Genomic DNA, 24,931 nt, shown 5'->3' on the forward strand with positions numbered 1-24,931 from the left:
GCCTGACTAGGGTTGGCCGCATGTGCGGTCGCTACGCCTCGAGCAAGTCGGCGGGTGAGCTCGCCCAGGAGTTCGATGTCGAGGAGCTCAGGCTCGCGACCGAGCTGCCGGCCAGCTACAACGTCGCACCGACCGACGAGGTCTACATCGTCGCCGAGCGCACCTCCCACGAGACAGAAGCGCCGGCGCGGCAGCTGCGCACGGCCCGTTGGGGGCTCGTGCCGTCGTGGTCGAAGGACGCCAAGGGCGGGGCCCGGATGATCAACGCCCGGGTGGAGACCGTCGCCGAGAAGCCCGCGTTCCGCAAGGCCTTCGCGGCCCGTCGCTGCCTCGTGCCGGCCGACGGTTACTTCGAGTGGTACCAGGCCGAGAACGGCACCAAGCAGCCGTTCTACATCCATCCCGTCGACGGCGGATCGCTCGCCATGGCCGGCCTCTACGAGATCTGGCGGGATCCCGGGGCGCCCGAGGGCGAGGGTTTCCTCTGGTCCTGCACCGTGATCACGACGACGGCGACCGATGAGCTCGGCCTGCTCCACGATCGGATGCCGCTGCTGGTCGAGCGTGACCGGTGGGGCGCGTGGCTCGGCGAGGGCGGTGCCTCCCTCGACCTACTCACGCCCGCCACGCACGTCGAGGCCTGGCCGGTCACCACCGCCGTCGGCAACGTGCGCAACAACGGTCCGGAGCTCATCGCCCCGCTGACCGAGGCCTGAGATGGCCGCCGTCACCCAGACGACCGTCCCCACGCCGTACGGCGACGGCCGGCTGCTCCAACGCCGGGCCGCCCGGCCGGTGGCGACCATGCTGCTGAGCCACGGCGCCGGTGGCGGTGTCGACAGCCGTGATCTCCAGGCGCTCGCGCTCGGGCTGCCGAGCTACGGCGTGAGCGTGCTCCTCTTCGAACAACCGTGGAAGGTCGCCGGCAAGAAGATCGCCTCGCCCCCGAAGACCCTCGACACCGGCCTCACCGCCGTCGCCGACCAGCTCAGGTCCAGGACACCGCTCATCGTCGGCGGGCGCTCGGCCGGTGCCCGCTCGGCCTGCCGGACCGCGAAGTCGCTGGGAGCGACGGGCTGCCTGGCGTTGGCCTTCCCCCTGCACCCACCGGGCAGGCCGGAGAAGTCCCGCCTCGACGAGCTCGCCCACACCCAGCTCCCCACGCTCGTCGTCCAGGGGGAGAGGGACCCGTTCGGCCGGCCCGAGGAGTTCCCTGCACTGCCCCGCACCGAGCTCGTCGAGGTGCCCTACGCCGACCACGGCTTCAAGATCCCCGCCCGCCACCTCGCGGCCGAGGAGATGAGCCTCCGGGGAATCGTCGACGCGGTCGCGGAATGGACTCTGCGCCTCGTGGGTTGAAACCCACATGACCATCGTGTTGGAGCGTCCCGAGGGCGTCGCGGCTGAGGCCGTAGTCTGGGACCTGATGTCCGAGCCAACCCTTGAGTCCCCAGTCGAGACCGACGACGAGCGGGCGCAGCGCTTCGAGCGCGACGCTCTGCCGTTCCTCGACCAGCTGTACTCCGCCGCGATGCGGATGACGCGCAACCCCGCCGACGCGGAGGACCTGGTCCAGGAGACGTTCGCCAAGGCGTTCTCGTCCTTCCACCAGTTCCGCGAGGGCACCAACCTGAAGGCCTGGCTCTACCGGATCCTGACCAACACCTTCATCAACTCCTACCGCAAGAAGCAGCGCGAGCCGCAGCAGTCGATGTCCGAGGACGTCGAGGACTGGCAGCTCGCCCGCGCCGAGTCGCACAGCTCCAGCGGCCTGAAGTCCGCGGAGACCGAGGCGCTCGACCACCTCCCCGACTCCGAGGTCAAGGAGGCGCTGCAGAAGCTGCCCGAGGAGTTCCGCCTCGCCGTCTACCTCGCCGACGTCGAGGGGTTCGCCTATAAGGAGATCGCCGAGATCATGGACACGCCCATCGGCACGGTCATGTCGCGGCTCCATCGCGGCCGGCGCCAGCTCCGCGACCTGCTCAGCGACTATGTGCGGGAGTCGGTGGCATGAGCGCGGAGCACGAGTGCGAGGACTTCATCGAGCAGATCGTCTACCTGCTCGACAACGAGCTGGACGGTGCCGACTGTGACGCGGTCCGGAAGCACCTGGACACCTGCAACCCGTGCCTGGAGCGCTATGACGTGCAGCGCACGATCAAGGCCGTCGTCGCCCGCTCGTGCAGCGAGGTGGCCCCCGGCGAGCTGCGTGCCAAGGTGATGCTCCGCCTCACCGAAGTCAGGATCCAGTCCGAGCTGGGCTAGACTCCCGCGGTCTGCAACTAGAGGAGGACGGCATGGGTAAGACCGGTCGCAAGCGTCGCGCGCGTCGCAAGAAGGGCGCGAACCACGGCAAGCGCCCCAACAGCTAGGAGCGAGGTCCGCGGCGAGCTTGCTCGTCCGCGAGCGCCGAGCGACGACGCTGACGTCGCGCAGCGACGTCCAGCTGAGCTGTTGAGACTTCTGAAAACCCCGCTCCGGCGGGGTTTTCTGCTTCTCCGCCTACCTCAGGTCGGCGTTGATCTCGCGCAGCACGTCGACGAGCAGCAGCACGAGGTCCGCCCGGACGCCGAGCGGCCGGCGCCCGACGGTCACGTGGGTGTAGAGCGCCCGCAGGAAGGCCTCCGCGTTGCCGGTCCTGCGCGCATCCTCCATCGCACCCACACCGAGCCGCATGACCCACGGCTCGAGCAGGTCGAGGCCGACGACGTCGCGTCGCAGCACGGCGATCGTGGTCCGCGCGAGCGTGTCGGCCTCGGCGAGACCGAACCGGTCGGCGGTCGGCGCCAGGACACGGTCTGCGACCACGTCGAGCACGACGGTCAGCTCCGGCCGGCCGACGTGCGGTGAGGCCGACAGCGTGGCCAGCGCGTCGGCACCGGGTACGACGGCCCGCAGGTCGCGGTCGGTGAGCAGCCACGCCACGACCCGGTCGCCCCACTCCAGGACCTTCCCGGCCGGCACGAGGCTGCGGGCGGTGTCGCGGGCGAGACAGGCGGTGAGCACGGTGGCCGACGCCGTACGACGGAGCGCCGAGTCGGTGCCGCGCTCGCCGATCCCGACGGTCAGACCTGTGGCCATGCCGTCGCCCAGGCCGACCAGGAGGTCGTCGTACACGCCCTGGGTGAGCCAGTCGACCAGCATCCGGACCGCGATCTCCTCGCGCAGCTGCGGATCCGGATCGCCCAGCATGCGGGTCAGTTCGGCCGTGAGGTCGGTCAGCGGGCGGTCTGCGGGCAGCGCTCCGCCCTGGGCACGCACGCCCCGCCAGTACGACCCCGACATCGCCATGGCCCACATCCTAAGCACGATCGACCGCAGTCCTAGACTCGCCGCGTGCCCTCGCTGATCGAGCTCGTCCGTGCTCACACGGACCTCGACGACGCCGACGTCGGCTGGCTCCAGCTGCTGATGGCGGACTGGCAGATCGTGGCCGATCTGAGCTTCGCCGACCTCGTCCTCTGGCTTCCCGACCGGGAGCGACAGGGCTTCTGGGCGGGAGGGCAGATGCGCCCGACCACGGGCCCGACGGCGTACGTCGACGACGTGCTCGGCACCTTCATGCCGGCCGGCCGGCGCCCGCTCCTGGATGCCGCCTGGACCGAGGGTCGCCTCGTCCGGGAGGGCGACCCCGAGTGGCGCGACGATGTGCCGGTGCGGATCGAGTCGATCCCGGTTCGTCGTGAGGACCGCGTGATCGCGGTGGTCGACCGCAACACCAACCTGCTCGGCGTACGTACGCCCTCGCACCTCGAGCTCACCTATCTCCGCACGGCCTCGGACCTCACCCGGATGATCGCCGGCGGCTGGTTCCCCAATCCTGCCCAGCGCAGCGACGACGCCGACACCCCGCGGGTCGGCGACGGCTTCGTGCGGGTCGATGCCGCAGGGCTGGTCGAGTACGCCAGCCCCAACGCGCAGTCCGCCTTCCGCAAGCTCGGCCTCCACGGCGACCTCACCGGCAAGTCCCTCGCCGACGTGACCCGCGAGCTCGTCCCGGCCAAGCGACGCCTCGATGAGGAGACCCTCAGCGCCGTCCTGGGCGGCCGCTCGTTCCGTGACGCGGAGATCGTGAGCGACACCGTCTCGATGGTCGTCCGTGCGCTCCCGCTGCGGCCTGAGGGCGTGCACATCGGGGGAGCGGTGCTCGTCCGCGACGTCTCAGACCTGCGCCGTCGCGACCGTGAGCTCGTCACCAAGGACGCCACCATCCGCGAGATCCACCACCGGGTGAAGAACAACCTGCAGACCGTCGCGGCGCTGCTGCGCCTCCAGGCCCGCCGGATCGACTCACCGGAGGCGAAGGTCGCCCTCGAGGAGGCGGTACGCCGGGTCGGGTCGATCGCCATCGTCCACGAGACGCTCTCGCAGGCCGTGGAGGAGATCGTCGAGTTCGACGACATCGCCGACCGGTTGAGCATGGCGCTCGGCGAGGTGGGCGGCGTCGGCGCAGCCCACGTGCGGGTGCGCCGCACCGGCTCGTTCGGCGGGCTCAACTCGGAGGTGGCGACGCCGCTCGCCATGGTCCTCACCGAGCTCCTCCAGAACGCGGTCGAGCATGGTTATCCCGACGCCGGTGGCGACGGGATCGGGGAGATCACCGTCGACGTGGCCCGCAACGGCAGCACCCTGCTCGTCTCCGTGACCGACTCGGGCACGGGACTGCCCGAGGACTTCGACCTCGCGACGTCGACGAACCTGGGACTCTCGATCGTGAAGACCCTCGTCGAAGGTGAGCTGGGTGGTCAGATCACGCTGGCGAACCGGGAGGACGACCTCGGTGCGCGGGCGGTGCTGACACTGACCCTCTAGATCTCAGGCGGTCCGGACGCGTGCCCGGGCGTTGCGACGCTTGAGCGCGCGGCGCTCGTCCTCGGAGAGGCCACCCCAGACCCCGTGGTCCTGACCGGCCTCGAGCGCCCACTGCAGACACTGCTCGCGCACTTCGCAGCGGCGGCAGACCGCCTTCGCCTCCTCGATCTGGAGGATCGCAGGGCCGGTGTTCCCGATGGGGAAGAACAGCTCCGGATCCTCGTCGAGGCAGGCTGAACGATGACGCCAATCCATGGGTGGGAAATCCCTACTTTCGAAAGTTCGAGTGCGGCTGTCGGGTCTCAACTGCCTGCTGCGTCCGGGCGTGCCGATGTGAACGCCTTCACGAGCGCCAGCCAAGCGTTTCAGGTCGGAGCCATTGAGACAAGAGTGATTCGTCGTGTGTTTCCTCACTGTTACCAACACTGCACGCCGTCAGTGGTCTGGACCACCGGGCGCCGTACGCTGTGCGGGTGAATCTCGATGCTGTGCCGCGCCCCTTGAAGGTCACCGTCGGAGTGGTGGCCCTCCAGGCCGTGGCGCTGGTCTTCCTCGCGGTTCTCCAGCTGATCAACCTTCACGGTAGCCGGTTGGCCATGGGACTCACGACGTCCGCGTTCTTCGTCCTCGTCGCACTCGCCCTGGTGGCGTGCGGATGGGGGCTGCTCCGGCTCAGCTCGATCGCGCGCAGCCCGGTCGTCCTCGTCGAACTGGTGAACCTCGGGCTCGCCTGGAGCTTCCGCGACACCCCGGCCGTCTGCGCCGTCCTGGCGCTCGCCTCGGTGGTCGCGCTCGTGGGGATCTTCGCGCCGGCGAGCCTACGAGCCCTCGAGCCCCTGGCGTAGCCGGGCGAGCGTCCGCGCCAACAGGCGCGAGACATGCATCTGGGAGACGCCGATCTCCTCGGCGATCTGCGACTGGGTGAGATTGCGGAAGTAGCGCAGCAGCAGGATCCGCTTCTCCCGCTCATCCAGTTCCCCGAGCAACGGCTTCAGCGACTCGCGTACGTCGACCAGCGAGAGTCCCGCGTCGTCGACCCCGACCACGTCGAGGATCCCGGCGGCCTCATCGGAGTCGGTCGCGTCGAGGCTGACCGTCGACCAGGCGTTGCCGGACTCGAGTCCCTCGACGATCTCCTCGAGGCTGCAGCCGACCCTGTCCGCGAGCTCGCGTGCGGTGGGGGAGCGACCCAGCTTCTGGGTCAGCTCGGCGCTCTCCTGGGTGATCCGCAGGCGCAGCTCCTGGAGCCGACGCGGCACGCGGATGGCCCAGCCCTTGTCACGTAGATGACGCTTGAGCTCACCCATGACGGTGGGCGTGGCATAGGTGGAGAACTCGAGCCCGCGCTCGGGCTCGAAGCGGTCGATCGCCTTGATGAGGCCGACGATGCCGACCTGGACGAGGTCCTCATAGGGCTCGCCGCGGTGCTGGAAACGACGCGCGAGGTGCTCCACGAGCGGGGAGTGGAGGGCGACGAGTTCGCTGCGGGCGGCCTGGCGCTCGTGCTCGGGGAGGGAGACATCACTGAGCACGGCGAAGAGCGCCGCGCTCCGACGCCGTGTCTCCTCGAGTCCGGACGAGGAGTCGGTGCTCATGCCGGAGGCTGGCTGCCGAGCGAGCTGGTGGCCACGAGGGTGATCGCCAGCCGGTCATCGTCGGTGCGGGCGCTCACCTCGGCGAGCGTCCGCAGAACGGTCCAGGCGAAGGAGTCCTCGTCCGGAGTGGCCGGGTGCTCGGCACCGACACAGACCTCGACGGTCAGCTGCCCGGGGGCGAGCCAGAAGTAGGTGTGGAGGTCGGCACCCGGGGCGGCGGCCTCGAGCGCGAGGGCCGCGGCTTCACCGACCGCCATGCGCGCGTCCTCGATCTCCTCCAGGGTGAAGTCGAGCCGGGCTGCCAGCCCGGCCGTCGCGGTGCGCAGCACCGCGACATAGGCGCCATCGGCCGGCAGCCTCAGCTCGACATCGGGTTTCTTCATCTGTGGGAGCAGGCTCAGGCGGCCTTCTTGGTCTCCCAGAAGATCTCGGCGATCTCGTCGATCTTGGCGAGGAGCTTGTCCGCGACCTCGGCGTCGAAGACAGCCTTGGTGCCACCGCCACCGCCAGCCAGCTTGGTGGCCTCGTTGAAGAGCGTGTTGAGCTGCGGGTACTTCTCGAAGTGCGGGGGCTTGAAGTAGTCGGTCCACAGCACCCAGAGGTGGTGCTTCACCAGCTGGGAGCGCTCCTCCTTGATGATGACGGCGCGGGTGCGGAAGTCGGGGTCGTCGCTGTCGGCGACCTTGGCGATGATGGCCTTGATCGACTCGGCCTCGATACGGGCCTGGGCGGGGTCGTAGACGCCGCAGGGCAGGTCGCAGTGAGCCGCGACCGTGATGGTGGGGGCGAAGATGCGAAGGGTCATGTTTGCGAGACTACTCCCGTGTGGGGATTCGCTCGGGTGAGGGGTCGGTCGATGTTGCCGACCCTGCGTCCGGGCGATCTCCTCTGGATCCGGTACGACGCCACACCACGCCCAGGCGACCTCGTCGTCGCCCGCTTCGCAGACGGCACGGTCGCCGTGAAGCGTGCCGTCGAGCGCCGTGAGCGGGGCTGGTGGTTGCTGTCGGACAACCCCGACGAGGGCGTCGACTCACGCCATCGCGGCCCTGTGCCGGACGCATCCCTCATCGCGGTCGTCCGCAGGCGGGTCCCTCTCGGCTGTGTCAGACTCCGATCTCGTGACTGACACGACCCTCCCGTACGCCGGCGACCCCACCTTCGACCTCCACCTCGGTGGCAAGCTCGAGGTGGCCGCGACCGTACCTCTGGACGGTCGTGAGGACTTGTCGATGGCCTACACGCCGGGTGTCGCGCGCGTCTGCATGGCGATCCACGAGGACCCAGCGATGACCCAGCACTACACCTGGGTGCCCAACACCGTCGCCGTCGTCACCGACGGCACCGCGGTGCTCGGCCTCGGCGACATCGGCCCGTCCGCAGCCATGCCCGTGATGGAGGGCAAGGCGATCCTCTTCAAGGAGTTCGGCGGCGTCGACGGCATCCCGATCTGCCTCGACACCACAGACCCCGACGAGATCGTCGAGACCGTCGTCCGCCTCGCGCCAAGCTTCGGTGGCATCAACCTCGAGGACATCTCGGCCCCGCGGTGCTTCGAGATCGAGGAGAGGCTCAAGGCGCTCCTCGACATCCCCGTCTTCCACGACGACCAGCACGGCACCGCCGTCGTCACCCTGGCCGCCCTCGTCAACGCCCTCAAGCTCACCGGCCGCACGCCCGAGACCACCCGCGTCGTGATCAGCGGCGCCGGTGCGGCCGGCGTCGCGGTCTCCAAGATCCTGCTGGGTTACGGCATCAAGGACCTCGTCGTCCTCGACCGCAACGGCATCGTCTCCTCGACGCGTACCGACCTCACTCCGGTCAAGGCGGCCCTGGCCGCGTCGACCGCCGATGTGACCGGCCGCTCGGGCGGGATGGCCGAGGCGTTCGACGGCGCCGACGTCTTCATCGGTGTCTCCGGCGGCACCATTCCGGAGGAGCTCGTCGCCACCATGGCGCCGCAGTCGATCATCTTCGCGATGGCCAACCCGACGCCCGAGGTCCACCCCGACGTCGCGCACAGGTACGCCGCCGTGGTCGCGACCGGCCGGTCGGACTACCCCAACCAGATCAACAACGTGCTCGCCTTCCCCGGCATCTTCCGTGGAGCGATCGACGCGCGCGCCACGAAGATCACTGAGGGGATGAAGCTCGCTGCGGCCCACGCGCTGGCCGAGCTGGTCGGCGAGGAGCTCGCCCCTGAGCTGGTGATCCCGAACCCCTTCGACCCGCGGATCCGCGACGCCGTGGCGACGGCTGTCGCCGAGGCCGCCCGTGCCGACGGCGTGATCCGGGTCTGAGGGGCGTGACGATGTTCGCGGTCTACGCCGAGTCACAGTCGTGGGACGACCCGCTGAGCGGGCTGGCACTGGGTGAGCGCCCCGAGCCTGTCGCTCCTGAGGGCTGGGCGACCGTCGCCGTGAAGGCGGCCAGCCTCAACCACCACGACCTCTGGTCGCTGAAGGGCCAGGGCCTCAAGTCCGACCGCCTGCCGATGATCCTCGGCTGCGACGCAGCCGGCCTGGACGAGGACGGCAACCCCGTCCTGGTCCACTCGGTGATCTCGACGCCGGAATGGGTGGGCGACGAGACGCTCGACCCCAAGCGGACGCTGCTTTCCGAGCTGCACCAGGGCACCTTCGCCGAACGCGTCGCCGTGCCGCGGAGCAACGTCATCGCGCTGCCTCAGGGATTCTCGCTCGAGGAGGCCGCCTGCCTCCCGACGGCGTGGCTGACGGCGTACCGGATGCTGTTCACGCAGGGCCAGCTGAAGCCCGGCGACTCTGTCCTCGTGCAGGGAGCCGGCGGCGGCGTCGCCACGGCCTGCATCGTCCTGGCCCGAGCCGCCGGACTGACGGTCTACGCCACCAGCCGGGACGAGACCAAGCGCGCCAGGGCGCTCGAGATCGGCGCCCACGAGGCCCTCCCGAGCGGTGAGCGGCTCCCCGTCAAGGTCGACGCCGTGATGGAGACCATCGGTCGGGCCACCTGGGAGCACTCGATCCGCTCCCTCAGGCCGGGCGGCGCCGTCGTCATCTCCGGTACGACGTCGGGCCCCAAGCTCGACGACACCATGTTGACGCACATCTTCTTCCTGCAGCTGCGCATCATCGGCTCCACCATGGGGACGAGGTCAGAGCTCGCCTCACTCGTCGCGATGATGCACGCCACCGGCGTGCGTCCGCTGATCGACGAGAGCATCGACATGCACGACGCCCGCCGCGGCTTCGAGAAGCTCGCGACGGGCGACGTGTTCGGCAAGGTGCTCCTGACCCTCTGAGGAGGCTTCAGTCGTCGTGCCCGACCTTCGGTCGGGCGACGTCGTCGCTCGGCACAAGCACACGAGCAAGCTCGGTGCTTGACCTCGCTCCTAGTCCTCGGGGTCGTCCAGGCGGGCGAGCCAGGTGGCGAGCCGCTCGATCGCGGTCTCGAACTCCGGGTGGACGTCGACGAAGGTCTGGAGGTTCTCGGCCAGCCAGGCGAAGGTGACCTCCTCGTCACCTCGTCGTCTCTCCAACTCTTCGAGTCCGCGGTCCGTGAAGTACATGCCGACATCCTTGCAGCCGCGGTCGCCCGCTTGTATAGGAGTGGCTCCTTCGGGTCACTAGCCGTGCGGGGAGGCTGGACACAAGGAGAAAACTCGATAATGGGGACCATTGGGACCAGGTCGGCGCACGCGCTGGCCGCTGCCGTCCTCGCTACCTGCCTCGGCGCCGTCGCCACCTCGGCCGCCGAAGCAGCGCCGTCGTCGCAGGGCAGTACGAGCTCGAACGGTCACGCAGCCAATGCCGCTGCGAACGGCACCGGGAATGGCGCAGTGAACGGACATGCGACGCACGGCAAGCAGGCTTCGGCTCCGCAGGCGAACGGTCAGGGACGAGGCCGCGCCGTCGGCAGGACACACGCCGGCGCCTCGCACGGCGCCGCGCAGAGGGGTGCCTCGGCTGCCGCCCCGGGAGCTCGAACCGCGTCCTCCTCACACACCGGTACGCCGTCCGCGGCTGCCGAGGGAGACCCGCCCGGTAACAACGGCACGGTCAAGATCATCACCCCCGGCACCGGTGACGGCATCCCGAACAACACCCCCCACCCGGGATGCACCGTGGGCGTTGAGTGGTACGGCTTCGACGAGGGTCCGGACGTGGTGTCCACGGTGAGCTTCGCGATGCAGGCACCGACGGCCGACGCGACGGTGACGGTCGCCGGCGGGCCGCTGAGCGTGCCTGTCGGGGGCGACGCGGCCAGCGGGGCCGGCACCGCCACCGGCCTGGACGCTCGCGAGACCTACACCCTCAGCTTCACCGGCACGCCGCACCCGAAGCAGGGCTTCCACGTGAAGCTCACCGTCTCGACGCCGCGCTCCAACGGAAGCGACCGGAAGACCAAGGTCTTCTGGGTCGCACCCTGCGACGCCGCGACGCCGGCGCAGAGCTTCCACGCCTCATCGGCCGCCCCGCCGGCCGGCGCGAGTTCGACGCCCGCTCCGCCGGCCGCCTTGGCTGGGCCGCCCATCAGGTTGACGCTCGCACACGCCTCGGGCCCCGGGACGGGCACCTTCGTGAACGTCTCCGCGCCGTACGTGCCGGCGACGCCCTCGAGCTCGCCGGGCGTGCCCACTGCGGTCGACGCCGGGGAGGGCGGCCTCCTCAAGCGAGCGACCCTCTCGCTGGCCGGGGCGCTGCTCGCGTTGGGTGGTGGCCTCATCGCGCTGACGGCAGCGCGCCGGCGACGCAGTGCCTGAGAAGCGTCGGTCCGGCCTGGACGTGCGCCGCTCGGCGGGCGTCCTCGCCGGACTCGGTCTCGTCGCAGCCGGGCTGGTGTGGCAGCACGGGTCCACGGAGTCGGTCGCCAGCGGCGCGGACGCGGTGGTGGCGGCCAGGGGAGCGGCAGGCCCGCCCGTCCCGGCCGCGCGGGTGGTCGCGGCGGCGCACGGCGCCCCACGGCGGGTCGTCATCCCCGCGCTGGGAGTGAACGCGCCCGTCGTGTCGGTCGAAGTCGCGGGCGGGACCCTCCTGCCCCCGGCCGACGCCTCGACACTCGGCTGGTGGGCAGGCGGTGCGGTTCCCGGATCGCCCGCCGGCAGTGTGCTCATCAGCGGACACACGGTGCACACCGGGGGAGGTGCGCTCGAGCACCTCGAGCGGCTCCACCTGGGCGATCGGGTCTCGGTGAGCACCGGCGGTGGACAGCGCGTCGTCTACACCGTGCGGAGGGTGGGCGTCTACGACAAGGGGCTGGTCGCGCGCCGCGCCGAGGCGCTCTTCGAGCAGGGTGGGCCGCCACGGCTGGTCCTGGTGACCTGCGGCGACTGGGACGGCACCCGCTTCCGCAGCAACGTCATCGTCATTGCCACTGCGTGACACCGGCCGGCCGCGCACTGCGCGGCCGGCCGGTGTCTGGGGGCGAAGTTCCTCAGGCGAAGGCGGCGTCGAGCAGCTCGGCCTGCTCGGCGAGGTGACGCTTCACCGTGCCGACCGCGGTGGTCGAGGAGGCCGGGCGGCTGATCAGCTCGGCGTCGACACCGAGCGGCTTGAACACGTTGAGCGCGAAGCTCGGCCACGGGCCCTGGTTCGCGGGCTCGTCCTGGACCCACTTCGCGGTGGCGTTCGGGTACTTCGCGAGCTCGGCGGCGATCTCGTCGTTCGGCCACGGGTAGAGCTGCTCGACACGCACGATCGCGACATCGTCGCGGTCACGCTTCTTGCGGTCAACGACCAGGTCCCACGTGAGGCGACCCGAGACGAGGAGCACGGTCTTCACCTTCGCGGCGTCGACCGTGGTGTCACCGACGACGGGCTGGAACGTGCCCGAGGTGAAGTCGGCCGGCTGGGAGGCGGCCTCCTTGCGGCGGAGCATCGACTTCGGGGTGAGCACGATCAGCGGACGGTGCAGCTCACCGAGGGCGTGGCGACGGAGCAGGTGGAAGTGGGACGCCGGGGTCGACGGCTGCGCCACGACCATGGCCTCGTCAGCACACAGCGCGAGGAAGCGCTCGATGCGCGCCGAGCTGTGGTCGGCACCCTGGCCCTCGTAGCCGTGGGGGAGGAGGAGCACGACGCCGGAGTCCTGGCCCCACTTGGTCTTGCCCGCGGAGATGTACTCGTCGATGACGCTCTGGGCGCCGTTGACGAAGTCACCGAACTGGGCCTCCCAGAGGACCAGTGAGTCGGGGCGGGCGACCGAGTAGCCGTACTCGAAGCCGAGGGCGGCGTACTCGCTCAGCAGGGAGTCGTAGACGTAGAACTTCGCCTGGTCCTCGGACAGGTTGGACAGCGGCGTCCACTCGTCCGCATTGACCCGGTCGATCATCGTCGCGAAGCGCGAGGCGAAGGTGCCGCGGCGGGAGTCCTGGCCGGCGAGGCGGACCGAGCGGCCCTCCATGAGCAGGGAGCCGAAGGCGATGAGCTCGCCGGTGCCCCAGTCGATGCCACCGTCGGAGATCGACGCGGCGCGGCGCTGCAGCTGCGGCATCACCTTCGGGTGGACGGTGAAGCCCTCAGGCGGCGTGACGTAGGCGTCGGCGATCCGCTTGAGGACCTCCGGACTGATCGCCGTCGTCGCCTCGGTGCTGACCGTCTTCTCCGGGTAGTCCGGGACGGTCTCCCACTGCTCGGGCTTCTTGTCGGCGTCGCGGACCTCGGTGAAGACCCGCTCGAGCTGGGCCTGATAGTCGCGCAGGACCTCCTCGGCCTCCTCGACCGTGATGTCGCCACGGCCGATGAGCGACTCGGTGTAGAGCTTGCGGACCGAGCGCTTCTGCTCGATGAGGTCGTACATCAGCGGCTGCGTGAAGGACGGGTCGTCGCCCTCGTTGTGACCACGGCGGCGGTAGCAGACGAGGTCGATGACGACGTCCTTGTGGAACCGCTGGCGGAAGTCGAAGGCGAGCCGGGCCGCGCGGACGCAGGCCTCGGGGTCGTCACCGTTGACGTGGAAGATCGGCGCCTGGACCATGCGGGCCACGTCGGTCGCATAGAGCGAGGAGCGTGACGAGCCGGGCGAGGTGGTGAAACCGACCTGGTTGTTGATCACGAGGTGGACGGTGCCGCCGGTGCGGTAGCCGCGGAGCTGGCCGAGCTGGAAGGTCTCGGCGACGACGCCCTGGCCCGCGAAGGCCGCGTCGCCGTGGATCAGCAGCGGCAGAACGGGGAAGCCCTCGCCTTGGTTGAGGACGTCCTGCTTGGCGCGGACGATGCCCTCGAGCACCGGGTCGACGACTTCGAGGTGCGACGGGTTCGCCGCCACGGAGACCTTGATCGTGTCGCCCGAGCCGGCCGTGAACTCACCGTCGGCACCGAGGTGGTACTTCACGTCGCCGGAGCCCTGGACCGTGCGCGGGTCGATGTTGCCCTCGAACTCGCGGAAGATCTGGTTGTAGGACTTGCCCACGATGTTGGCCAGCACGTTGAGGCGACCACGGTGGGCCATGCCGATCGCGACCTCCTCGAGGCCGGTCTCGGCGGCAGCCTCGGCGATCTCGTCGATCACCGGGATGGCGGTCTCGCCACCCTCGAGGGAGAAGCGCTTCTGGCCGACGAACTTCGTCTGCAGGAAGGTCTCGAACGCCTCGGCCTCGTTGAGCTTGAGCAGGATGCGGAGCTGTTCCTCACGCGGCGTACGGTCGAACGGCGTCTCCACGCGCTCCTGGATCCAGGCGCGCTGCTCCGGGTCCTGGATGTGCATGTACTCGATGCCGGTGGTGCGGACGTACGCGTTGCGGAGCACCCCGAGGATGTCGCGCAGCTTCATGAACGACTTGTTGGCCGGGCCGAACGAGCCGGTCGGGAACTCGCGGTCGAGGTCCCACAGCGTCAGGCCGTGGTTCTCGATCTCGAGGTCGGGATGGGTGCGCTGCTTGTACTCGAGAGGGTCGATGTCGGCCATCAGGTGACCGCGGACGCGGAAGGCGTTGATCATCTCGCCGACGCGGACCTGCTTGGAGATCTGGTCGTCGTGCGTGGTCGCGACGTCGCGGCTCCAGCGGATCGGGATGTAGGGGATCCGCAGCGAGCGGAAGATCTCGTCGTAGAAGCCGTTCTCGCCGAGCAGCATCTTGTGGACGGCGGCCAGGAACTCGCCCGACTGCGCTCCCTGGATCACGCGGTGGTCGTACGTCGACGTCATCGTCATGATCCGGCTGACCGCGTCGCGGGCGAGGTTCGCCTCGGAGGCGCCCTGCAGCTCCGGCGGGTAGTCCATCGAGCCGACGCCGATGATGGCGGCCTGGCCCTGCATCAGGCGGGGCACGGAGTTGTTGGTGCCGAGGCCGCCGACGTTCGTGAGGCTGACCGTCGTGCCGGAGTAGTCCTCCATGGTCAGCTTGTTGTCCTTGGCCTTGCGCACGATGTCCTCGTACGCCGTCCAGAACTGCGCGAAGTCCATGGACTCGCAGCCCTTGATCGAGGGGGCGACCAGCTGGCGGGTGCCGTCGGGCTTCGACTGGTCGATCGCGAGACCGAGGTTGATGTGGGCCGGCGTCACCTGGGTGGGCTTGCCGTTGACCTCGGCGTAGGTGTTGTTCATCGCCGGGTTGGCCTTGATCGCCTTGATGATGGCGTAGCCGATGAGGTGCGTGAAGGAGACCTTGCCGCCGCGGGCGCGTGCGAGGTGGTTGTTGATGACGGTGCGGTTGTCCCAGAGCAGCTTCACCGGGATGTTGCGGACCGAGGTCGCGGTCGGGACCGCGAGCGAGATGTCCATGTTCTTCGCGGTGGCCGCCGGGATGCCGCGCAGCGTCGTGTAGACGGGCTCGTCGTTGGTCGCGACGGGGGCGGGCGCCGGAGCGTCCTTCGGCACCGGGTTGGTGGTGCCCTTCGCCGGCTCGGCCGCCTTGGTGTTGGCGGGACGCGGAGTCGCCACGGGGGCAGGGGCCGCGGGAGTGGCGCTCGGAGTCGGGAGGTGCTCCGGCGCCGTGGACGTGGGAGTGGGGGCCGGGCCCGGAGTCGTGGCCGCCTTCTGAGCGGTGCCGTTCCCGTTACTGCTCGGCGTGCCGTTCGAGGGGCTGCCCGGGTCGCCGTTCGCCTCGAAGAACTTCACCCAGACCGGGTCAACGCTCGAGGGGTCCTTCCTGTACTGGTCGTACATCTCCTCGACGAGCCATTCGTTGGCTCCGAACTCTTCCGGGATGTCGCTGGTCTGGGCACTCGTCTCCACGAGCCTCAAGGCTAGACCCACCGAGGTGGAAATACCCGGCGAGGGGTCACCTTTCGGGCAGGGTGTCATGTAACCCACACCAAGACGGGACCCCAGACCCATGAACATTGGCAGAAAGACTCTTCTGGCAGGCGGAATCGCCCTCGCCGGGAGCCTTGCCATCAGCGCGTGCAGCACGCCCAACCCGCTCAAGAAGGACGACGGAGGTGAGAGCCCGAGCGCACAGGCGAGCACTGCGACGCAGGTCACGGTCGCCGCCGTGACGGGCAAGCTGGACCAGGCCGGCCGCGACAAGCTCTCCGCGGCGGTGACCACGGTGGTCGACACCTACCTCGACGCCGCCTACCTCGGCGACTTCCCGCGGGCGGACTTCGGTGGCGCCTTCGCCGCCTTCACCGACGGGGCGAAGGCCAAGGCCCAGGGCGATCTCGACCTGCTCACGAGCAGCGCGCTCTCCGACCAGATCGATCACGCCGAGGCGACCGCACGCCGGGTGTCGCTCGACGTGCTGTCGCCGAAGAACGTGCCCTCGGGTGTCACCGCGAGATGGTCGCTCACCTTCGAGACGACCGGCTCCCTGACGTCCACCCAGCAGGTGAGGGGCTCTCTCGCCCTCACCCCCGACGACTCAGGCAGCTGGAAGGTCTTCGGCTACACCGTCGAGCACGGCCCGGCCGTTCCGCTTGCGACCGGCACGCCGGCCAGCCCGAGCTCGGAGGTCACCCAGTGAAGCTCATGAGTCTCCGTCGTCTGCTCGTCACGACCGGCCTCGCCGGCGTACTCGGGACGACGCTCTTCGTGCTGCCCGACTCCACCGCACAGCCGGACTCCGCCGTGCTGGTCGCCACGAACCGTGCCCGCAAGGTCGACATCGGGAAGGACATGCTCTACGTCCTCGCCGTCGGCACCGATGCGCGTCCGGGCGAGGACATGCTGCACGCCCGTGGTGACGCCATCCAGATGGTGTCGATCAACACGAAGACGGGCGCCTCGGCCATCATCGGCGTCCCGCGCGACTCGTGGGTCGACATCCCCGGTCACGGTTTCGAGAAGATCAACGCCGCGCTCTACTTCGGTGGCCCCAAGCTCTTCGCCCAGACGGTGGGCGACCTCGTCGGCATTCAGCCCGACTACGTCTTCCTCACCCGCTTCGAGGGCCTGCAGGCGATGGTCGGCACCATCGGCGGCGTCGACATCGACAACCCGTTCTTCTTCTCCGACGAGAACCTCAAGAAGAAGGGCTTCCAGGCGGGCAAGATCCACCTGACCGGGTACGAGGCGCTCGCCTACTCGCGCATCCGGCACGCCCTGCTCCGCGGCGACTTCGACCGCTCGCGCCACCAGGAGGTCGTGATGCGGGCGATCCAGAAGAAGGTCTTCCGCAAGGCGGCGAGCCCGGGCTTCCTCGCGAAGGGTGTCGCCTCGGTGATGAAGAGCCTGCACACCGACCTCTCGCCGGTCGAGCTCTTCAAGCTCGGCACCCTGCTCGCCACCCTCGACCCCGCGAAGGTGACGAACTGCGTGGTGCAGGGCGGCATCGGCGTGAGCTCCGGCGGTGCCAGCATCGTCGAGCCGTACGTCGACCAGGCGCGCTCCATGGGGGCGGACGCCAAGAAGGACGGCGTGCTGAGCAAGTGCGAGTCGCCGTGGAAGGTGCCCGACCCGGCCTCCGGGGCGGCCAACTGAGGCACTCCGGGCACAAATCGTGACCATTTCGAGTCCCCGTATCGGGGACGGGAGGGCGCGTAGTCGTACTACGGTCCCGGCATCATGATCGCCTACCTCGGGCGGCGGATCGCCAACTACGTCGTGCTCACAGCCGTCGCGAGCTGCCTTGCCTATGTCCTCGCCAGCCTCACGCTGAACCCAGCGGCACAGATGGAGGGACGCCACCCCCGCCCGCCGCAGCACACCATCGACCTCTTCCTCGACGGCATGGGGGTGAACCCCCACGACCCGTTGTGGCAGCGGACGCTGCACTGGTTCGCGGGGGTGATCCACGGTGACTTCGGCATCGGGGTCAACAACCAGTCGGTCGCGCACCAGATGTGGGTCCGGATGGGCATCTCCCTGGAGATGCTGCTCGTCGGCTCGATCCTCGGCACGCTGCTCGGCATCGCCCTCGGGGTCTGGGGCGCGATGCGCCAGTACAAGCTCTCGGACAACGTCGTGACGACGGCGTCGTACGTCATCTTCGCGGCGCCCACCTTCGTGCTCGGCATCCTGGCGATGATCATCACCACGAAGCTCAACCACGCGATCGGGCACACCGTGATCACGTTCTCGGGCCCCAAGTCCGCGATCGTCGACGGCGGCTTCTGGCCGCACGTCTGGGACCGGATCTCCCACCTGCTCCTGCCGAGCATCGTGCTGATCCTCATGACGGCAGCGAGCTTCAGCCGCTACCAGCGTGCCTCGATGCTCGACGTGCTCGACGCGGACTACATCCGCACGGCCAGGGCCAAGGGCCTGCGCCAGGGAGCTGCCACGCTGCGCCACGGTGTCCGGGTCGCGCTCATCCCGATGGCGGTCTTCTTCGCGTACAGCATCGGCCTGCTGGTCACCGGCTCGCTCTTCCTCGAGGTGATCTTCGGCTGGGACGGCATGGGCCAGTACGCCATCCGCACGCTGCAGCAGTCCGACATCAACGGCATCGCGGGCACCACGTGCTACATCGCCGTGCTCACCCTGATCAGCTCGACGCTCTCGGAGATCCTCTTCGTGGCGCTGGACCCCCGAGCGAGGCTCTGATGACCGGCATGTCAGGCATGGAGTTGGCCGAGGCCAACGAGCTCAACGAGGTCGTGACCACCAAAGTCGCGCGCAGTCGCGGGGCGATCGTGTGGGCGCGTCTGCGACGAGCCAAGCGATTCTGGATCGGCGCGATCGTCATCCTGCTGCTGGTGCTCTGGGCGGCGGTCGGTCCCCTCTTCTACCAGTGGGACCCGGTCGAGCAGGACGCCTACAACCTCAACTGGCCACCCACGACGCTGCACTGGTTCGGCACCAACGACCTGGGTCAGGACATCTTCTCCCAGACCATGCAGGGTCTGCGGAAGTCGTTGATCATCGGGTTCGTCGGCGGCCTGGTCAGCACGTTCCTCTCGGCGACGATCGGCTCCTTCGCCGGGTACATCGGTGGCAGGAGCGACAAGGTCATCGCCTGGTTCATCAATCTGATGCTCGTGCTTCCGACCCTCTTCGTGCTCATCATCCTGTACCCCGTGACGAAGGGCAGCTGGATCGTCCTGACCTGCTTCCTCGCGATCACCAGCTGGATGGTGATGGCGCAGACGGTCAGGATGCAGACCAGGGCTCTGCGCGAGCGGGAGTTCGTCAAGGCGTCCCGTTACATGGGCTTCGGCAGCTGGCACGTCATCCGTACCCACGTGTTGCCCAACGTCATGTCGATCCTCCTGATCGACGCCACGATCAGCATCGGTGACGTGATCCTGTCCGAGACCGGTCTCTCCTTCATCGGCTTCGGTGTCCAGCCGCCCGACGTCTCGCTCGGCACCCTCCTCGACGGCGGGTGGACCGCCGCGACGACGCGGCCGTGGCTCTTCCTCTTCCCCTCAGGTGTGCTTGTGATTCTCCTTCTCGCGATCAACCTCGTCGGTGACGCGCTGCGTGACGCCCTCGACCCGCGAGGAGGCGGCCGTGGCTGAGTCCGCTGAGCCGCTGCTGCGCGTCCAGGACCTGCACGTCACGTTCCCGCAGCCGAAGCAGCAGCGTGGCGACGTGCACGCCGTCCGTGGAATGAGCTTCGACATCGCCCAGGGGGAGTCGCTCGGCATCGTCGGGGAGTCCGGTTCCGGAAAGTCGGTCACGTCGCTGGCGATCATGGGGCTGCTACCTCCGACGGCTGTGGTGAGTGGCCGGATCATGTTCGACGGACAGAACCTGCTCGAGCTCTCCGACAGGGAGATGTCGCGGATCCGTGGCCGCGAGGTGGCGATGGTCTTCCAGGACCCGCTCTCGGCTCTGACGCCGGTGCACCGGATCGGCGACCAGATCGGTGAGGCGCTGCTGGTCCACGACCGCTCACTCTCCAAGAAGGCTGCGGCGAGCCGCGCGATCGAGCTCCTCCGCACCGTCGGCATCCCGGATCCCGAGGCACGGGCGATGGCCTTCCCCCACGAGTTCTCCGGCGGCATGCGCCAGCGGGCGATGATCGCGATGGCGATCGCCAACAACCCGCGGCTGATCGTCGCCGACGAGCCGACCACCGCCCTCGACGTGACGATCCAGGCGCAGATCCTCGACGTCCTCGAGAAGGCCCGCAGGATCACCGGTGCCGCCGTCGCCCTCATCACGCACGACCTCGGTGTCGTCGCCGGCCACACCGACCGCGTGTCGGTGATGTACGCCGGCAAGCAGGTCGAGGTGGGCGGCGTGGATCAGGTCTTCGCCCGGCCGAAGATGCCCTACACGATCGGGCTGCTCCGCTCTGTGCCGAACATCCTGACGGCAGGCACGCAGCGGCTGGTCCCGCTCGAGGGACGGCCTCCGGCGCTGGACGACCTTCCGCCCGGCTGCCCGTTCGCGCCGCGCTGCCCGGCCGCGCTCGACGCCTGCCGTGGCGCGGAGCCCGCCATCGTCGTGGAGGCAGACGGCTCGGGCGCCGCCTGCATCCGCACGCCCGAGATCGAGGCGGGCACCCTGCCGGCGGACGCGATCTTCCCGGCACCGGAGGCGCTCGCGATCCCGGCGCCGCTGGACGAGGGCCGACCCAATGTGCTCGAGGTGCACGACCTCACCAAGCACTTCCCGCTGTTGCGCGGCGTGATGCGGCGCCAGGTCGGCACGGTCCGCGCCGTCGACGGCGTCAGCTTCGACGTCAAGGCCGGCCGCACGATGGCGCTGGTGGGGGAGTCCGGCTGTGGCAAGACGACGACCGCGCTGGAGATCCTCGAGCTGACCGCACCGATGGGTGGCTCGATCACGTTCCTCGGCACGGACGTGTCGACCCTGACCGCCAGGAGCCGGCGGCGCCTGCGCTCCGACGTGCAGATCGTCTTCCAAGACTCCGGGGCCGCGCTCGACCCGCGGTTGCCCATCGGAGAGTCGATCGCGGAGCCTCTGCTCCTCACCGAGAAGAGCCGGGCCGCGCGCGAGGCGCGGGTGGACGAGATGCTCGAGCTCGTCGGTCTTGACCGTGCCATGGCAGCGCGTTTCCCGCACGAGCTCTCCGGCGGCCAGCGCCAGCGCATCGGCATCGCGCGGGCGCTGGTGACCAGCCCGAAGCTGCTCGTCCTCGACGAGCCGGTCTCGGCCCTCGACGTCTCGATCCAGGCGGGCATCGTCAATCTGCTCCAGGACCTCAAGGAGCGGCTGGGGATCTCGCTGCTCTTCGTGGCCCACGACCTCGGCGTCGTACGGCAGATCGCGGACGACGTCTGCGTGATGTACCTCGGCAAGGTCGTCGAGGCAGGCCCGATCGCCGACGTCTTCGCCGACCCGCGGCATCCCTACAGCCGTGCCCTGATCTCGGCCGCGCCGATTCCGGACCCGGCCTTCGAGCGGACTCGCGAGCGGGTCCTGCTGGAAGGCGACCTGCCGAGCCCCGCGCAGCAGATCGACGGCTGCAAGTTCAAGACCCGTTGCCCGCTGCGCAAGCAGCTGGCGGCCGAGGGCGAGACCGAGAAGGTCGCGATGTGCGACACCCTTGAGCCACCACTGATCGGCGCCGGCGCCGTCTCAGTGGCGTGTCACCACACCAAGAAGTAGGACCGAGAGGATCACGATGAACACGATGAGGAAGGTCGGCGCACCGCTGGCCGCACTCGGCCTGGCGGCAATGGCGCTTGCGGGCTGCTCGAAGGCCAACACGGCCGACACCAAGTCCGAGAACACCAAGTCGAGGACCGAGATCCCGCTCGTCGGCTGGAAGCCGGTCGACTACGACAAGCTGACGGACGGCGGCACGGTCAACCTCGCGGTCTCGTCGGACCCAACCGGAAACGGCAACTGGAACCCGAACACCTCGCTCGGCGCCAACGACGAGACCAACCAGGTCCTGGCGCCCGCGGCCTGCGGCCTGATCAAGTTCAAGAGTGACGGCACGTGGGAGGCCGACGAGGACTACGCCGAGTCGATCAAGCTGGTCAGCGAGAGCCCCGAGACCGTCGAGGTCAAGCTCAACGACAAGGCGGTCTGGGAGGACGGCACGCCGATCACCGCTGATGACTACAAGGCCACCTTCGCCGCGCTCTCCGGCAAGGATGAGAAGTTCGACATCGCCTCGTCGGCCGGCTTCGAGGACGTCTCCTCCTTCGAGGTGGTCAGCCCGACCGACTTCAAGTTCACCTTCACCGACGCCTATGCGGACTGGCCGAACCTGCTCAACGGCGCCATCGTCCCGGCGAAGATCGCCTCCGACCCGAACGCGTGGAGCAAGGGGTACGTCGACAAGCCGCTGCCCTCCTGCGGTCCATTCGTCGCCTCGAAGGTCGACGCCACCAACCACATCGTGACCTACGCCAAGAACCCGAAGTGGTGGGGCCAGGCACCCAAGCTCGACACCATCACCTTCAAGGCAATGGACCAGGCGACCCAGGCCCAAGCCTTCACCAACTCGGAGCTCAACGCGGTCGAGGTCGACTCCGACGCCGATGGCTACACCATGGCCAAGGGCAAGGCCGACTCCGTCGTCGAGCGGTCGGGTGGCCTGACCTGGACGCAGGTGACGATCAACGGCCTCAAGCCGGGCCTGGACGACGTCGCGGTCCGTACCGCGATTGCCAAGTCGATCGACCGTGAGCTGATGGCGAAGACGGCCAACGAGCCAGTGGGTGCCGCCGCCGAGACGCAGGGCTCCTACATCTTCATGCCGGGTCAGGCGGGCTACACGGACGTGGTCGGCAAGAACCTCAAGTTCGACGTGGATGGTGCCAAGAAGATCCTCACCGACGCCGGCTACACCGACGCCAACGGCACCTGGACGAAGGATGGAAAGACGCTCAAGTTCAGTGTGATCGTCCCGTCGGGTGTCGACACCAACAAGGCCCGTGCGCTGCAGATCCAGCAGTCGCTCAAGGCGATCGACATCCCGATCGAGATCCAGACCGTCCCGTCCGACGACTACTTCCAGAAGATCACTGACGGCGACTACGACCTGGCGACCTTCTCCTGGGTGGGCACGCAGTTCCCGATCTCCACTGCTGAGTCGCTGTTCACGCCCGCCGGCAAGCCGGGTGGCGATGGTCAGAACTTCTCGTTCATCACCGACCCGCAGCTCGAGGGCCTGTGGAAGCAGGCCAACACCGAGCTCGACGAGGACAAGCGCGCAGAGATCGCCGGCCAGATCGACGACGTGATCTCCAAGTTCGTTCCCATGGTGCCGTTCGCCCCGGCGCCGCAGGTCTTCATCGTCGACGGCAACCTGGCCAACTACGGCCCGGCCGAGTTCCAGGCGGTCGACTGGACCGAGGTCGGGTACACGAAGTGATCCGCCGGCTGCTCGGCCTGCTAGTGCAGGTCGGGCAGCCGCAGGTCGAGGTTGGGCTCCTGGATCCCACCGTCGACCTCGAGCAGCTTCCCGGTCACATACTGACCAGCTGGTGAGGCGAGGTAGAGGACCGCCGCGGCGATGTCCTCCGCCTCGCCGATCCGCCCCAGAGGAGTCTTCTGCTCCATCTCGGCCCGCGTCTCCGGGACGCCGGCCACGAACTCGAGAGCGCTCGTCATCACCGAGCCCACGTAGATCCCGTTGACGCGGATCCGTGGCGCCAGATCGGTCGCGGCCAGGCGACTCCAGTGGGCCAATGCCGCCTTCGCCGTCCCGTAGGCGAGATAGCCGCGGGCCGCCGTACGCCCCATCATCGAGCTGATGCTCGTCACGGACTTCTGGTGCTGTCCGTCGACGGACTCGAGCATCAGCGGCACCGCCGCGTGCGTGAGCGCGTGCGCCGTCGAGACGTTGAACCGGAACGCCTCCTCCAGGTAGGCGGCGCCGGTGTCCAGGAAGGCGTTGGGGATCGTGCCGCCGACATTGTTGACCACCACGTCGAGGCGGCCGAGCTCGTCGACGGCCCGCCGTGGCAGCGACGCGACCGTCTCGAGATCGGCAAGGTCGGCCGGTACGACGACAGCCCGGCGCCCCACACCGCGGATCCGCTCCGCGACCTCCTCGAGCTGCGATGGCGTGCGGGCCGCGATCAGCAGATCCGCCCCCGCTTCGGCGAGGGCCACGGCGGTCGCCGCGCCGATGCCGCGGCCCGCGCCGGTGACGATCGCGACGTACCCATCGAGCCGGAATCGGTCGAGGATGCTCACCGGGCCACGAGCCCGCGACCGGTGACCAGTGGCAGGTCGAGCGGGGTGGCCAGGCCGGGTGCCGCGGCGACGACGGCCGGGATCGCGTTCACGAGTCGTTGGGCGGTGATGATCATGCCGCTGACGTTGTGGTCGCCGTGTTCGCCGTGGTGGCTGAACTCGAGTGACATCGTGGGCTCGCCCTCGAACTCGACCCGGTAGCAGCCGTCTCCCTTGGTGGGCGTGGGCCAGTCGGGTTCGAGCTCGGGGGAGCAGCGGGTCACGTGCTGCAGGGTGATCCGCGGGACGCCGTCGACGGTGCCGACGACACGGAAGAGGACCGAGGCCATCGTGCCCTCGGAGATCTCCACGCTGAGGGTCGAGATGTCGCGCGGAGCGGGTCGGCGCTCGACGTACTCGACCAAGGGCTCGTCCAGCGTCACCCCGAGGCCGGCGGCCAGGAGGCGCACGACGGGGCCCCATGCCGTGGAGAGGATGCCGGGCTCCCACAGCATCGGCCGGGCGTCGAGCGGCTGGCCGAAGCCGAAGAGGTCGCGCATGACGACCGGTTGGTAGTAGGTCGAGTAGTCGGCGATCTCGCTGACGCGGAGGTGGTCGATCCGCTGGGAGAGGGACGAGAGCGCGAGTGGCAGCAGGTCATTGGCGAAGCCGGGGTCGATGCCGTTGACGTGGAGCGTGGCGTCGTTGGCGACGCCCGCCTTCACCAGCGGGTCGATCACCGTGTCGGGAAACGTGCCCCACGGCCACACCAGGACGACCGGCCCGGATGAGACCACGTTGACGCCTGCATCCAGGAAGGAGCGCAGGTCGTCGATCGCCTCGAAGATCCGGTCGTCCGTCATCGCGGCGTGCACGATGCAGTCCGGCTTCAGGGCCAGGATCGCGTCCCGGTCGGTGGTCGCCCGTACGTCGCCGTACGGCGTCCCCTCCTTCTCCGGGGTCGAGGTCCAGACCCCGACCAGCTCCATCTCCGGGTGCGCGAGCACCCCGGCGATGGCATGGCGGGCGACGGTGCCCGTGGACCATACAGCGACACGCAACATGCCGCCGACAGTAGCTAGAACGTGTTCTAGCTCACAAGGCCTGTCGTGCCC

Annotated in this window: 27 protein-coding genes; 18 read left to right on the forward strand and 9 right to left on the reverse strand. The window is 69.0% G+C overall.

Features of this window, described 5'->3' with window-relative positions:
• Window positions 1-20 precede the first annotated feature (20 nt).
• The 5 genes from LH076_RS05080 to LH076_RS17000 all read left to right on the forward strand — a co-directional run bounded on the left by LH076_RS05080 (window position 21) and on the right by LH076_RS17000 (window position 2,372).
• Window positions 21-716, forward strand: coding sequence for an SOS response-associated peptidase (locus tag LH076_RS05080; RefSeq protein ID WP_227782914.1), 696 nt, complete (start codon window positions 21-23; stop codon window positions 714-716).
• 1 nt (window position 717) lies between these two features.
• Complete coding sequence (locus LH076_RS05085) at window positions 718-1,359, forward strand: alpha/beta family hydrolase (protein ID WP_227782915.1); 642 nt, start codon at window positions 718-720, stop codon at window positions 1,357-1,359.
• Between the two features lie 67 nt (window positions 1,360-1,426).
• Window positions 1,427-2,014 (forward strand): sigma-70 family RNA polymerase sigma factor, encoded by a 588-nt coding sequence (locus LH076_RS05090; protein WP_227783576.1) that lies wholly within the window; start codon window positions 1,427-1,429, stop codon window positions 2,012-2,014.
• On the forward strand, window positions 2,011-2,265 hold the full coding sequence (rsrA, locus tag LH076_RS05095; RefSeq protein ID WP_227782916.1) for a mycothiol system anti-sigma-R factor: 255 nt from the start codon (window positions 2,011-2,013) through the stop codon (window positions 2,263-2,265). Before LH076_RS05090 ends, rsrA begins: the two co-directional genes overlap by 4 nt.
• A 32-nt stretch (window positions 2,266-2,297) precedes the next feature.
• Window positions 2,298-2,372, forward strand: coding sequence for a 50S ribosomal protein bL37 (locus LH076_RS17000; protein ID WP_370249596.1), 75 nt, complete (start codon window positions 2,298-2,300; stop codon window positions 2,370-2,372).
• Between the two features lie 130 nt (window positions 2,373-2,502).
• Here the strand turns inward: LH076_RS17000 and LH076_RS05100 are convergent, their stop codons facing one another.
• Window positions 2,503-3,291 carry a DUF2785 domain-containing protein gene (locus tag LH076_RS05100; RefSeq protein WP_227782917.1) on the reverse strand — a complete coding sequence of 263 codons (789 nt, stop codon included), beginning with the start codon at window positions 3,289-3,291 and terminating at the stop codon, window positions 2,503-2,505.
• A gap of 45 nt (window positions 3,292-3,336) precedes the next feature.
• Here LH076_RS05100 and LH076_RS05105 point away from each other — a divergent pair, with 45 nt between their 5' ends.
• Window positions 3,337-4,812 (forward strand): sensor histidine kinase, encoded by a 1,476-nt coding sequence (locus tag LH076_RS05105; RefSeq protein WP_227782918.1) that lies wholly within the window; start codon window positions 3,337-3,339, stop codon window positions 4,810-4,812.
• 3 nt (window positions 4,813-4,815) lie between these two features.
• Here LH076_RS05105 and LH076_RS05110 read toward each other — a convergent pair whose 3' ends face one another.
• Window positions 4,816-5,067, reverse strand: coding sequence for a WhiB family transcriptional regulator (locus tag LH076_RS05110; RefSeq protein ID WP_227782919.1), 252 nt, complete (start codon window positions 5,065-5,067; stop codon window positions 4,816-4,818).
• Window positions 5,068-5,285: 218 nt separating this feature from the next.
• Here LH076_RS05110 and LH076_RS05115 point away from each other — a divergent pair, with 218 nt between their 5' ends.
• Complete coding sequence (locus LH076_RS05115; RefSeq protein WP_227782920.1) at window positions 5,286-5,657, forward strand: hypothetical protein; 372 nt, start codon at window positions 5,286-5,288, stop codon at window positions 5,655-5,657.
• Here the strand turns inward: LH076_RS05115 and LH076_RS05120 are convergent.
• The 3 genes from LH076_RS05120 to sodN are packed head-to-tail and all read right to left on the reverse strand — an operon-like array spanning window position 5,631 to window position 7,212.
• Complete coding sequence (locus LH076_RS05120; RefSeq protein ID WP_227782921.1) at window positions 5,631-6,407, reverse strand: RNA polymerase sigma factor SigF; 777 nt, start codon at window positions 6,405-6,407, stop codon at window positions 5,631-5,633. The genes LH076_RS05115 and LH076_RS05120 overlap by 27 nt on opposite strands.
• A complete protein-coding gene (locus tag LH076_RS05125) occupies window positions 6,404-6,790 on the reverse strand; it encodes an anti-sigma factor (protein WP_227782922.1) in 387 nt (128 codons plus the stop codon). The genes LH076_RS05120 and LH076_RS05125 overlap by 4 nt, the downstream gene beginning before the upstream one ends.
• A gap of 14 nt (window positions 6,791-6,804) precedes the next feature.
• The gene (gene sodN, locus LH076_RS05130; protein ID WP_227782923.1) at window positions 6,805-7,212 is read right to left on the reverse strand and encodes a superoxide dismutase, Ni; all 408 of its coding nucleotides are present in this window, start codon (window positions 7,210-7,212) and stop codon (window positions 6,805-6,807) included.
• A gap of 36 nt (window positions 7,213-7,248) precedes the next feature.
• On the opposite strand from sodN, the gene LH076_RS05135 reads away from it, so the two are divergent.
• Genes LH076_RS05135 through LH076_RS05145 form a run of 3 tightly spaced genes read left to right on the forward strand, consistent with a single transcriptional unit; the run spans window position 7,249 to window position 9,687 of the window.
• Window positions 7,249-7,536: a S24 family peptidase gene (locus LH076_RS05135; protein ID WP_415753318.1), complete on the forward strand. Its 288-nt coding sequence runs from the start codon at window positions 7,249-7,251 to the stop codon at window positions 7,534-7,536.
• Entirely contained in the window at window positions 7,529-8,707 is a 1,179-nt protein-coding gene (locus LH076_RS05140) for an NADP-dependent malic enzyme (protein WP_227782925.1), read from the forward strand. The genes LH076_RS05135 and LH076_RS05140 overlap by 8 nt, the downstream gene beginning before the upstream one ends.
• Window positions 8,708-8,718: 11 nt before the next feature.
• On the forward strand, window positions 8,719-9,687 hold the full coding sequence (locus tag LH076_RS05145; RefSeq protein WP_227783577.1) for a zinc-binding dehydrogenase: 969 nt from the start codon (window positions 8,719-8,721) through the stop codon (window positions 9,685-9,687).
• 90 nt (window positions 9,688-9,777) lie between these two features.
• Here LH076_RS05145 and LH076_RS05150 read toward each other — a convergent pair whose 3' ends face one another.
• On the reverse strand, window positions 9,778-9,954 hold the full coding sequence (locus LH076_RS05150; RefSeq protein WP_227782926.1) for a DUF6104 family protein: 177 nt from the start codon (window positions 9,952-9,954) through the stop codon (window positions 9,778-9,780).
• A 99-nt stretch (window positions 9,955-10,053) separates the two neighbouring features.
• Here LH076_RS05150 and LH076_RS05155 point away from each other — a divergent pair, with 99 nt between their 5' ends.
• Both LH076_RS05155 and LH076_RS05160 read left to right on the forward strand, forming a co-directional pair.
• The gene (locus tag LH076_RS05155) at window positions 10,054-11,148 is read left to right on the forward strand and encodes a hypothetical protein (RefSeq protein WP_227782927.1); all 1,095 of its coding nucleotides are present in this window, start codon (window positions 10,054-10,056) and stop codon (window positions 11,146-11,148) included.
• Window positions 11,141-11,767: a class F sortase gene (locus tag LH076_RS05160; RefSeq protein ID WP_227782928.1), complete on the forward strand. Its 627-nt coding sequence runs from the start codon at window positions 11,141-11,143 to the stop codon at window positions 11,765-11,767. Before LH076_RS05155 ends, LH076_RS05160 begins: the two co-directional genes overlap by 8 nt.
• 52 nt (window positions 11,768-11,819) lie before the next feature.
• Here LH076_RS05160 and LH076_RS05165 read toward each other — a convergent pair whose 3' ends face one another.
• Window positions 11,820-15,560 (reverse strand): multifunctional oxoglutarate decarboxylase/oxoglutarate dehydrogenase thiamine pyrophosphate-binding subunit/dihydrolipoyllysine-residue succinyltransferase subunit, encoded by a 3,741-nt coding sequence (locus tag LH076_RS05165; RefSeq protein ID WP_227782929.1) that lies wholly within the window; start codon window positions 15,558-15,560, stop codon window positions 11,820-11,822.
• A gap of 100 nt (window positions 15,561-15,660) precedes the next feature.
• Between LH076_RS05165 and LH076_RS05170 the strand changes: the two genes are divergently transcribed.
• The 6 genes from LH076_RS05170 (at window position 15,661) to LH076_RS05195 (ending at window position 23,010) form a co-directional block, all read left to right on the forward strand.
• Window positions 15,661-16,290 (forward strand): hypothetical protein, encoded by a 630-nt coding sequence (locus LH076_RS05170; RefSeq protein ID WP_227782930.1) that lies wholly within the window; start codon window positions 15,661-15,663, stop codon window positions 16,288-16,290.
• A gap of 5 nt (window positions 16,291-16,295) precedes the next feature.
• A complete protein-coding gene (locus tag LH076_RS05175) occupies window positions 16,296-17,246 on the forward strand; it encodes an LCP family protein (RefSeq protein ID WP_227782931.1) in 951 nt (316 codons plus the stop codon).
• An 84-nt stretch (window positions 17,247-17,330) separates the two neighbouring features.
• Window positions 17,331-18,311, forward strand: a complete 981-nt coding sequence (locus tag LH076_RS05180; protein ID WP_227782932.1) for an ABC transporter permease — start codon at window positions 17,331-17,333, stop codon at window positions 18,309-18,311.
• Window positions 18,311-19,228, forward strand: a complete 918-nt coding sequence (locus LH076_RS05185) for an ABC transporter permease (protein ID WP_227782933.1) — start codon at window positions 18,311-18,313, stop codon at window positions 19,226-19,228. Before LH076_RS05180 ends, LH076_RS05185 begins: the two co-directional genes overlap by 1 nt.
• Window positions 19,221-21,290, forward strand: a complete 2,070-nt coding sequence (locus tag LH076_RS05190; RefSeq protein ID WP_227782934.1) for an ABC transporter ATP-binding protein — start codon at window positions 19,221-19,223, stop codon at window positions 21,288-21,290. Before LH076_RS05185 ends, LH076_RS05190 begins: the two co-directional genes overlap by 8 nt.
• 16 nt (window positions 21,291-21,306) lie before the next feature.
• Window positions 21,307-23,010, forward strand: coding sequence for an ABC transporter family substrate-binding protein (locus tag LH076_RS05195; protein ID WP_227782935.1), 1,704 nt, complete (start codon window positions 21,307-21,309; stop codon window positions 23,008-23,010).
• A gap of 20 nt (window positions 23,011-23,030) precedes the next feature.
• Here LH076_RS05195 and LH076_RS05200 read toward each other — a convergent pair whose 3' ends face one another.
• A complete protein-coding gene (locus LH076_RS05200) occupies window positions 23,031-23,837 on the reverse strand; it encodes an SDR family oxidoreductase (protein ID WP_227782936.1) in 807 nt (268 codons plus the stop codon).
• Window positions 23,834-24,880 carry a diacylglycerol kinase gene (locus LH076_RS05205; RefSeq protein ID WP_227782937.1) on the reverse strand — a complete coding sequence of 349 codons (1,047 nt, stop codon included), beginning with the start codon at window positions 24,878-24,880 and terminating at the stop codon, window positions 23,834-23,836. The genes LH076_RS05200 and LH076_RS05205 overlap by 4 nt, the downstream gene beginning before the upstream one ends.
• Between the last annotated feature and the right edge of the window lie 51 nt (window positions 24,881-24,931).

The organism is Nocardioides sp. Kera G14 (assembly GCF_020715565.1).
In the GTDB taxonomy this organism is placed as follows: Bacteria; Actinomycetota; Actinomycetes; order Propionibacteriales; family Nocardioidaceae; genus Nocardioides.

What these genes read in the sequence shown, in the direction of transcription:
- LH076_RS05080 (WP_227782914.1), top strand. Translation starts at nt 21, where the DNA reads ATGTGCGGTCGCTACGCCTCGAGCAAGTCGGCGGGTGAGCTCGCCCAG.
- LH076_RS05085 (WP_227782915.1), top strand. Translation starts at nt 718, where the DNA reads ATGGCCGCCGTCACCCAGACGACCGTCCCCACGCCGTACGGCGACGGC.
- LH076_RS05090 (WP_227783576.1), top strand. Translation starts at nt 1,427, where the DNA reads ATGTCCGAGCCAACCCTTGAGTCCCCAGTCGAGACCGACGACGAGCGG.
- rsrA (WP_227782916.1), top strand. Translation starts at nt 2,011, where the DNA reads ATGAGCGCGGAGCACGAGTGCGAGGACTTCATCGAGCAGATCGTCTAC.
- LH076_RS05100 (WP_227782917.1), bottom strand. Translation starts at nt 3,291, where the DNA reads ATGGCGATGTCGGGGTCGTACTGGCGGGGCGTGCGTGCCCAGGGCGGA.
- LH076_RS05110 (WP_227782919.1), bottom strand. Translation starts at nt 5,067, where the DNA reads ATGGATTGGCGTCATCGTTCAGCCTGCCTCGACGAGGATCCGGAGCTG.
- LH076_RS05120 (WP_227782921.1), bottom strand. Translation starts at nt 6,407, where the DNA reads ATGAGCACCGACTCCTCGTCCGGACTCGAGGAGACACGGCGTCGGAGC.
- LH076_RS05125 (WP_227782922.1), bottom strand. Translation starts at nt 6,790, where the DNA reads ATGAAGAAACCCGATGTCGAGCTGAGGCTGCCGGCCGATGGCGCCTAT.
- sodN (WP_227782923.1), bottom strand. Translation starts at nt 7,212, where the DNA reads ATGACCCTTCGCATCTTCGCCCCCACCATCACGGTCGCGGCTCACTGC.
- LH076_RS05145 (WP_227783577.1), top strand. Translation starts at nt 8,719, where the DNA reads ATGTTCGCGGTCTACGCCGAGTCACAGTCGTGGGACGACCCGCTGAGC.
- LH076_RS05150 (WP_227782926.1), bottom strand. Translation starts at nt 9,954, where the DNA reads ATGTACTTCACGGACCGCGGACTCGAAGAGTTGGAGAGACGACGAGGT.
- LH076_RS05155 (WP_227782927.1), top strand. Translation starts at nt 10,054, where the DNA reads ATGGGGACCATTGGGACCAGGTCGGCGCACGCGCTGGCCGCTGCCGTC.
- LH076_RS05170 (WP_227782930.1), top strand. Translation starts at nt 15,661, where the DNA reads ATGAACATTGGCAGAAAGACTCTTCTGGCAGGCGGAATCGCCCTCGCC.
- LH076_RS05175 (WP_227782931.1), top strand. Translation starts at nt 16,296, where the DNA reads ATGAGTCTCCGTCGTCTGCTCGTCACGACCGGCCTCGCCGGCGTACTC.
- LH076_RS05180 (WP_227782932.1), top strand. Translation starts at nt 17,331, where the DNA reads ATGATCGCCTACCTCGGGCGGCGGATCGCCAACTACGTCGTGCTCACA.
- LH076_RS05185 (WP_227782933.1), top strand. Translation starts at nt 18,311, where the DNA reads ATGACCGGCATGTCAGGCATGGAGTTGGCCGAGGCCAACGAGCTCAAC.
- LH076_RS05195 (WP_227782935.1), top strand. Translation starts at nt 21,307, where the DNA reads ATGAACACGATGAGGAAGGTCGGCGCACCGCTGGCCGCACTCGGCCTG.
- LH076_RS05205 (WP_227782937.1), bottom strand. Translation starts at nt 24,880, where the DNA reads ATGTTGCGTGTCGCTGTATGGTCCACGGGCACCGTCGCCCGCCATGCC.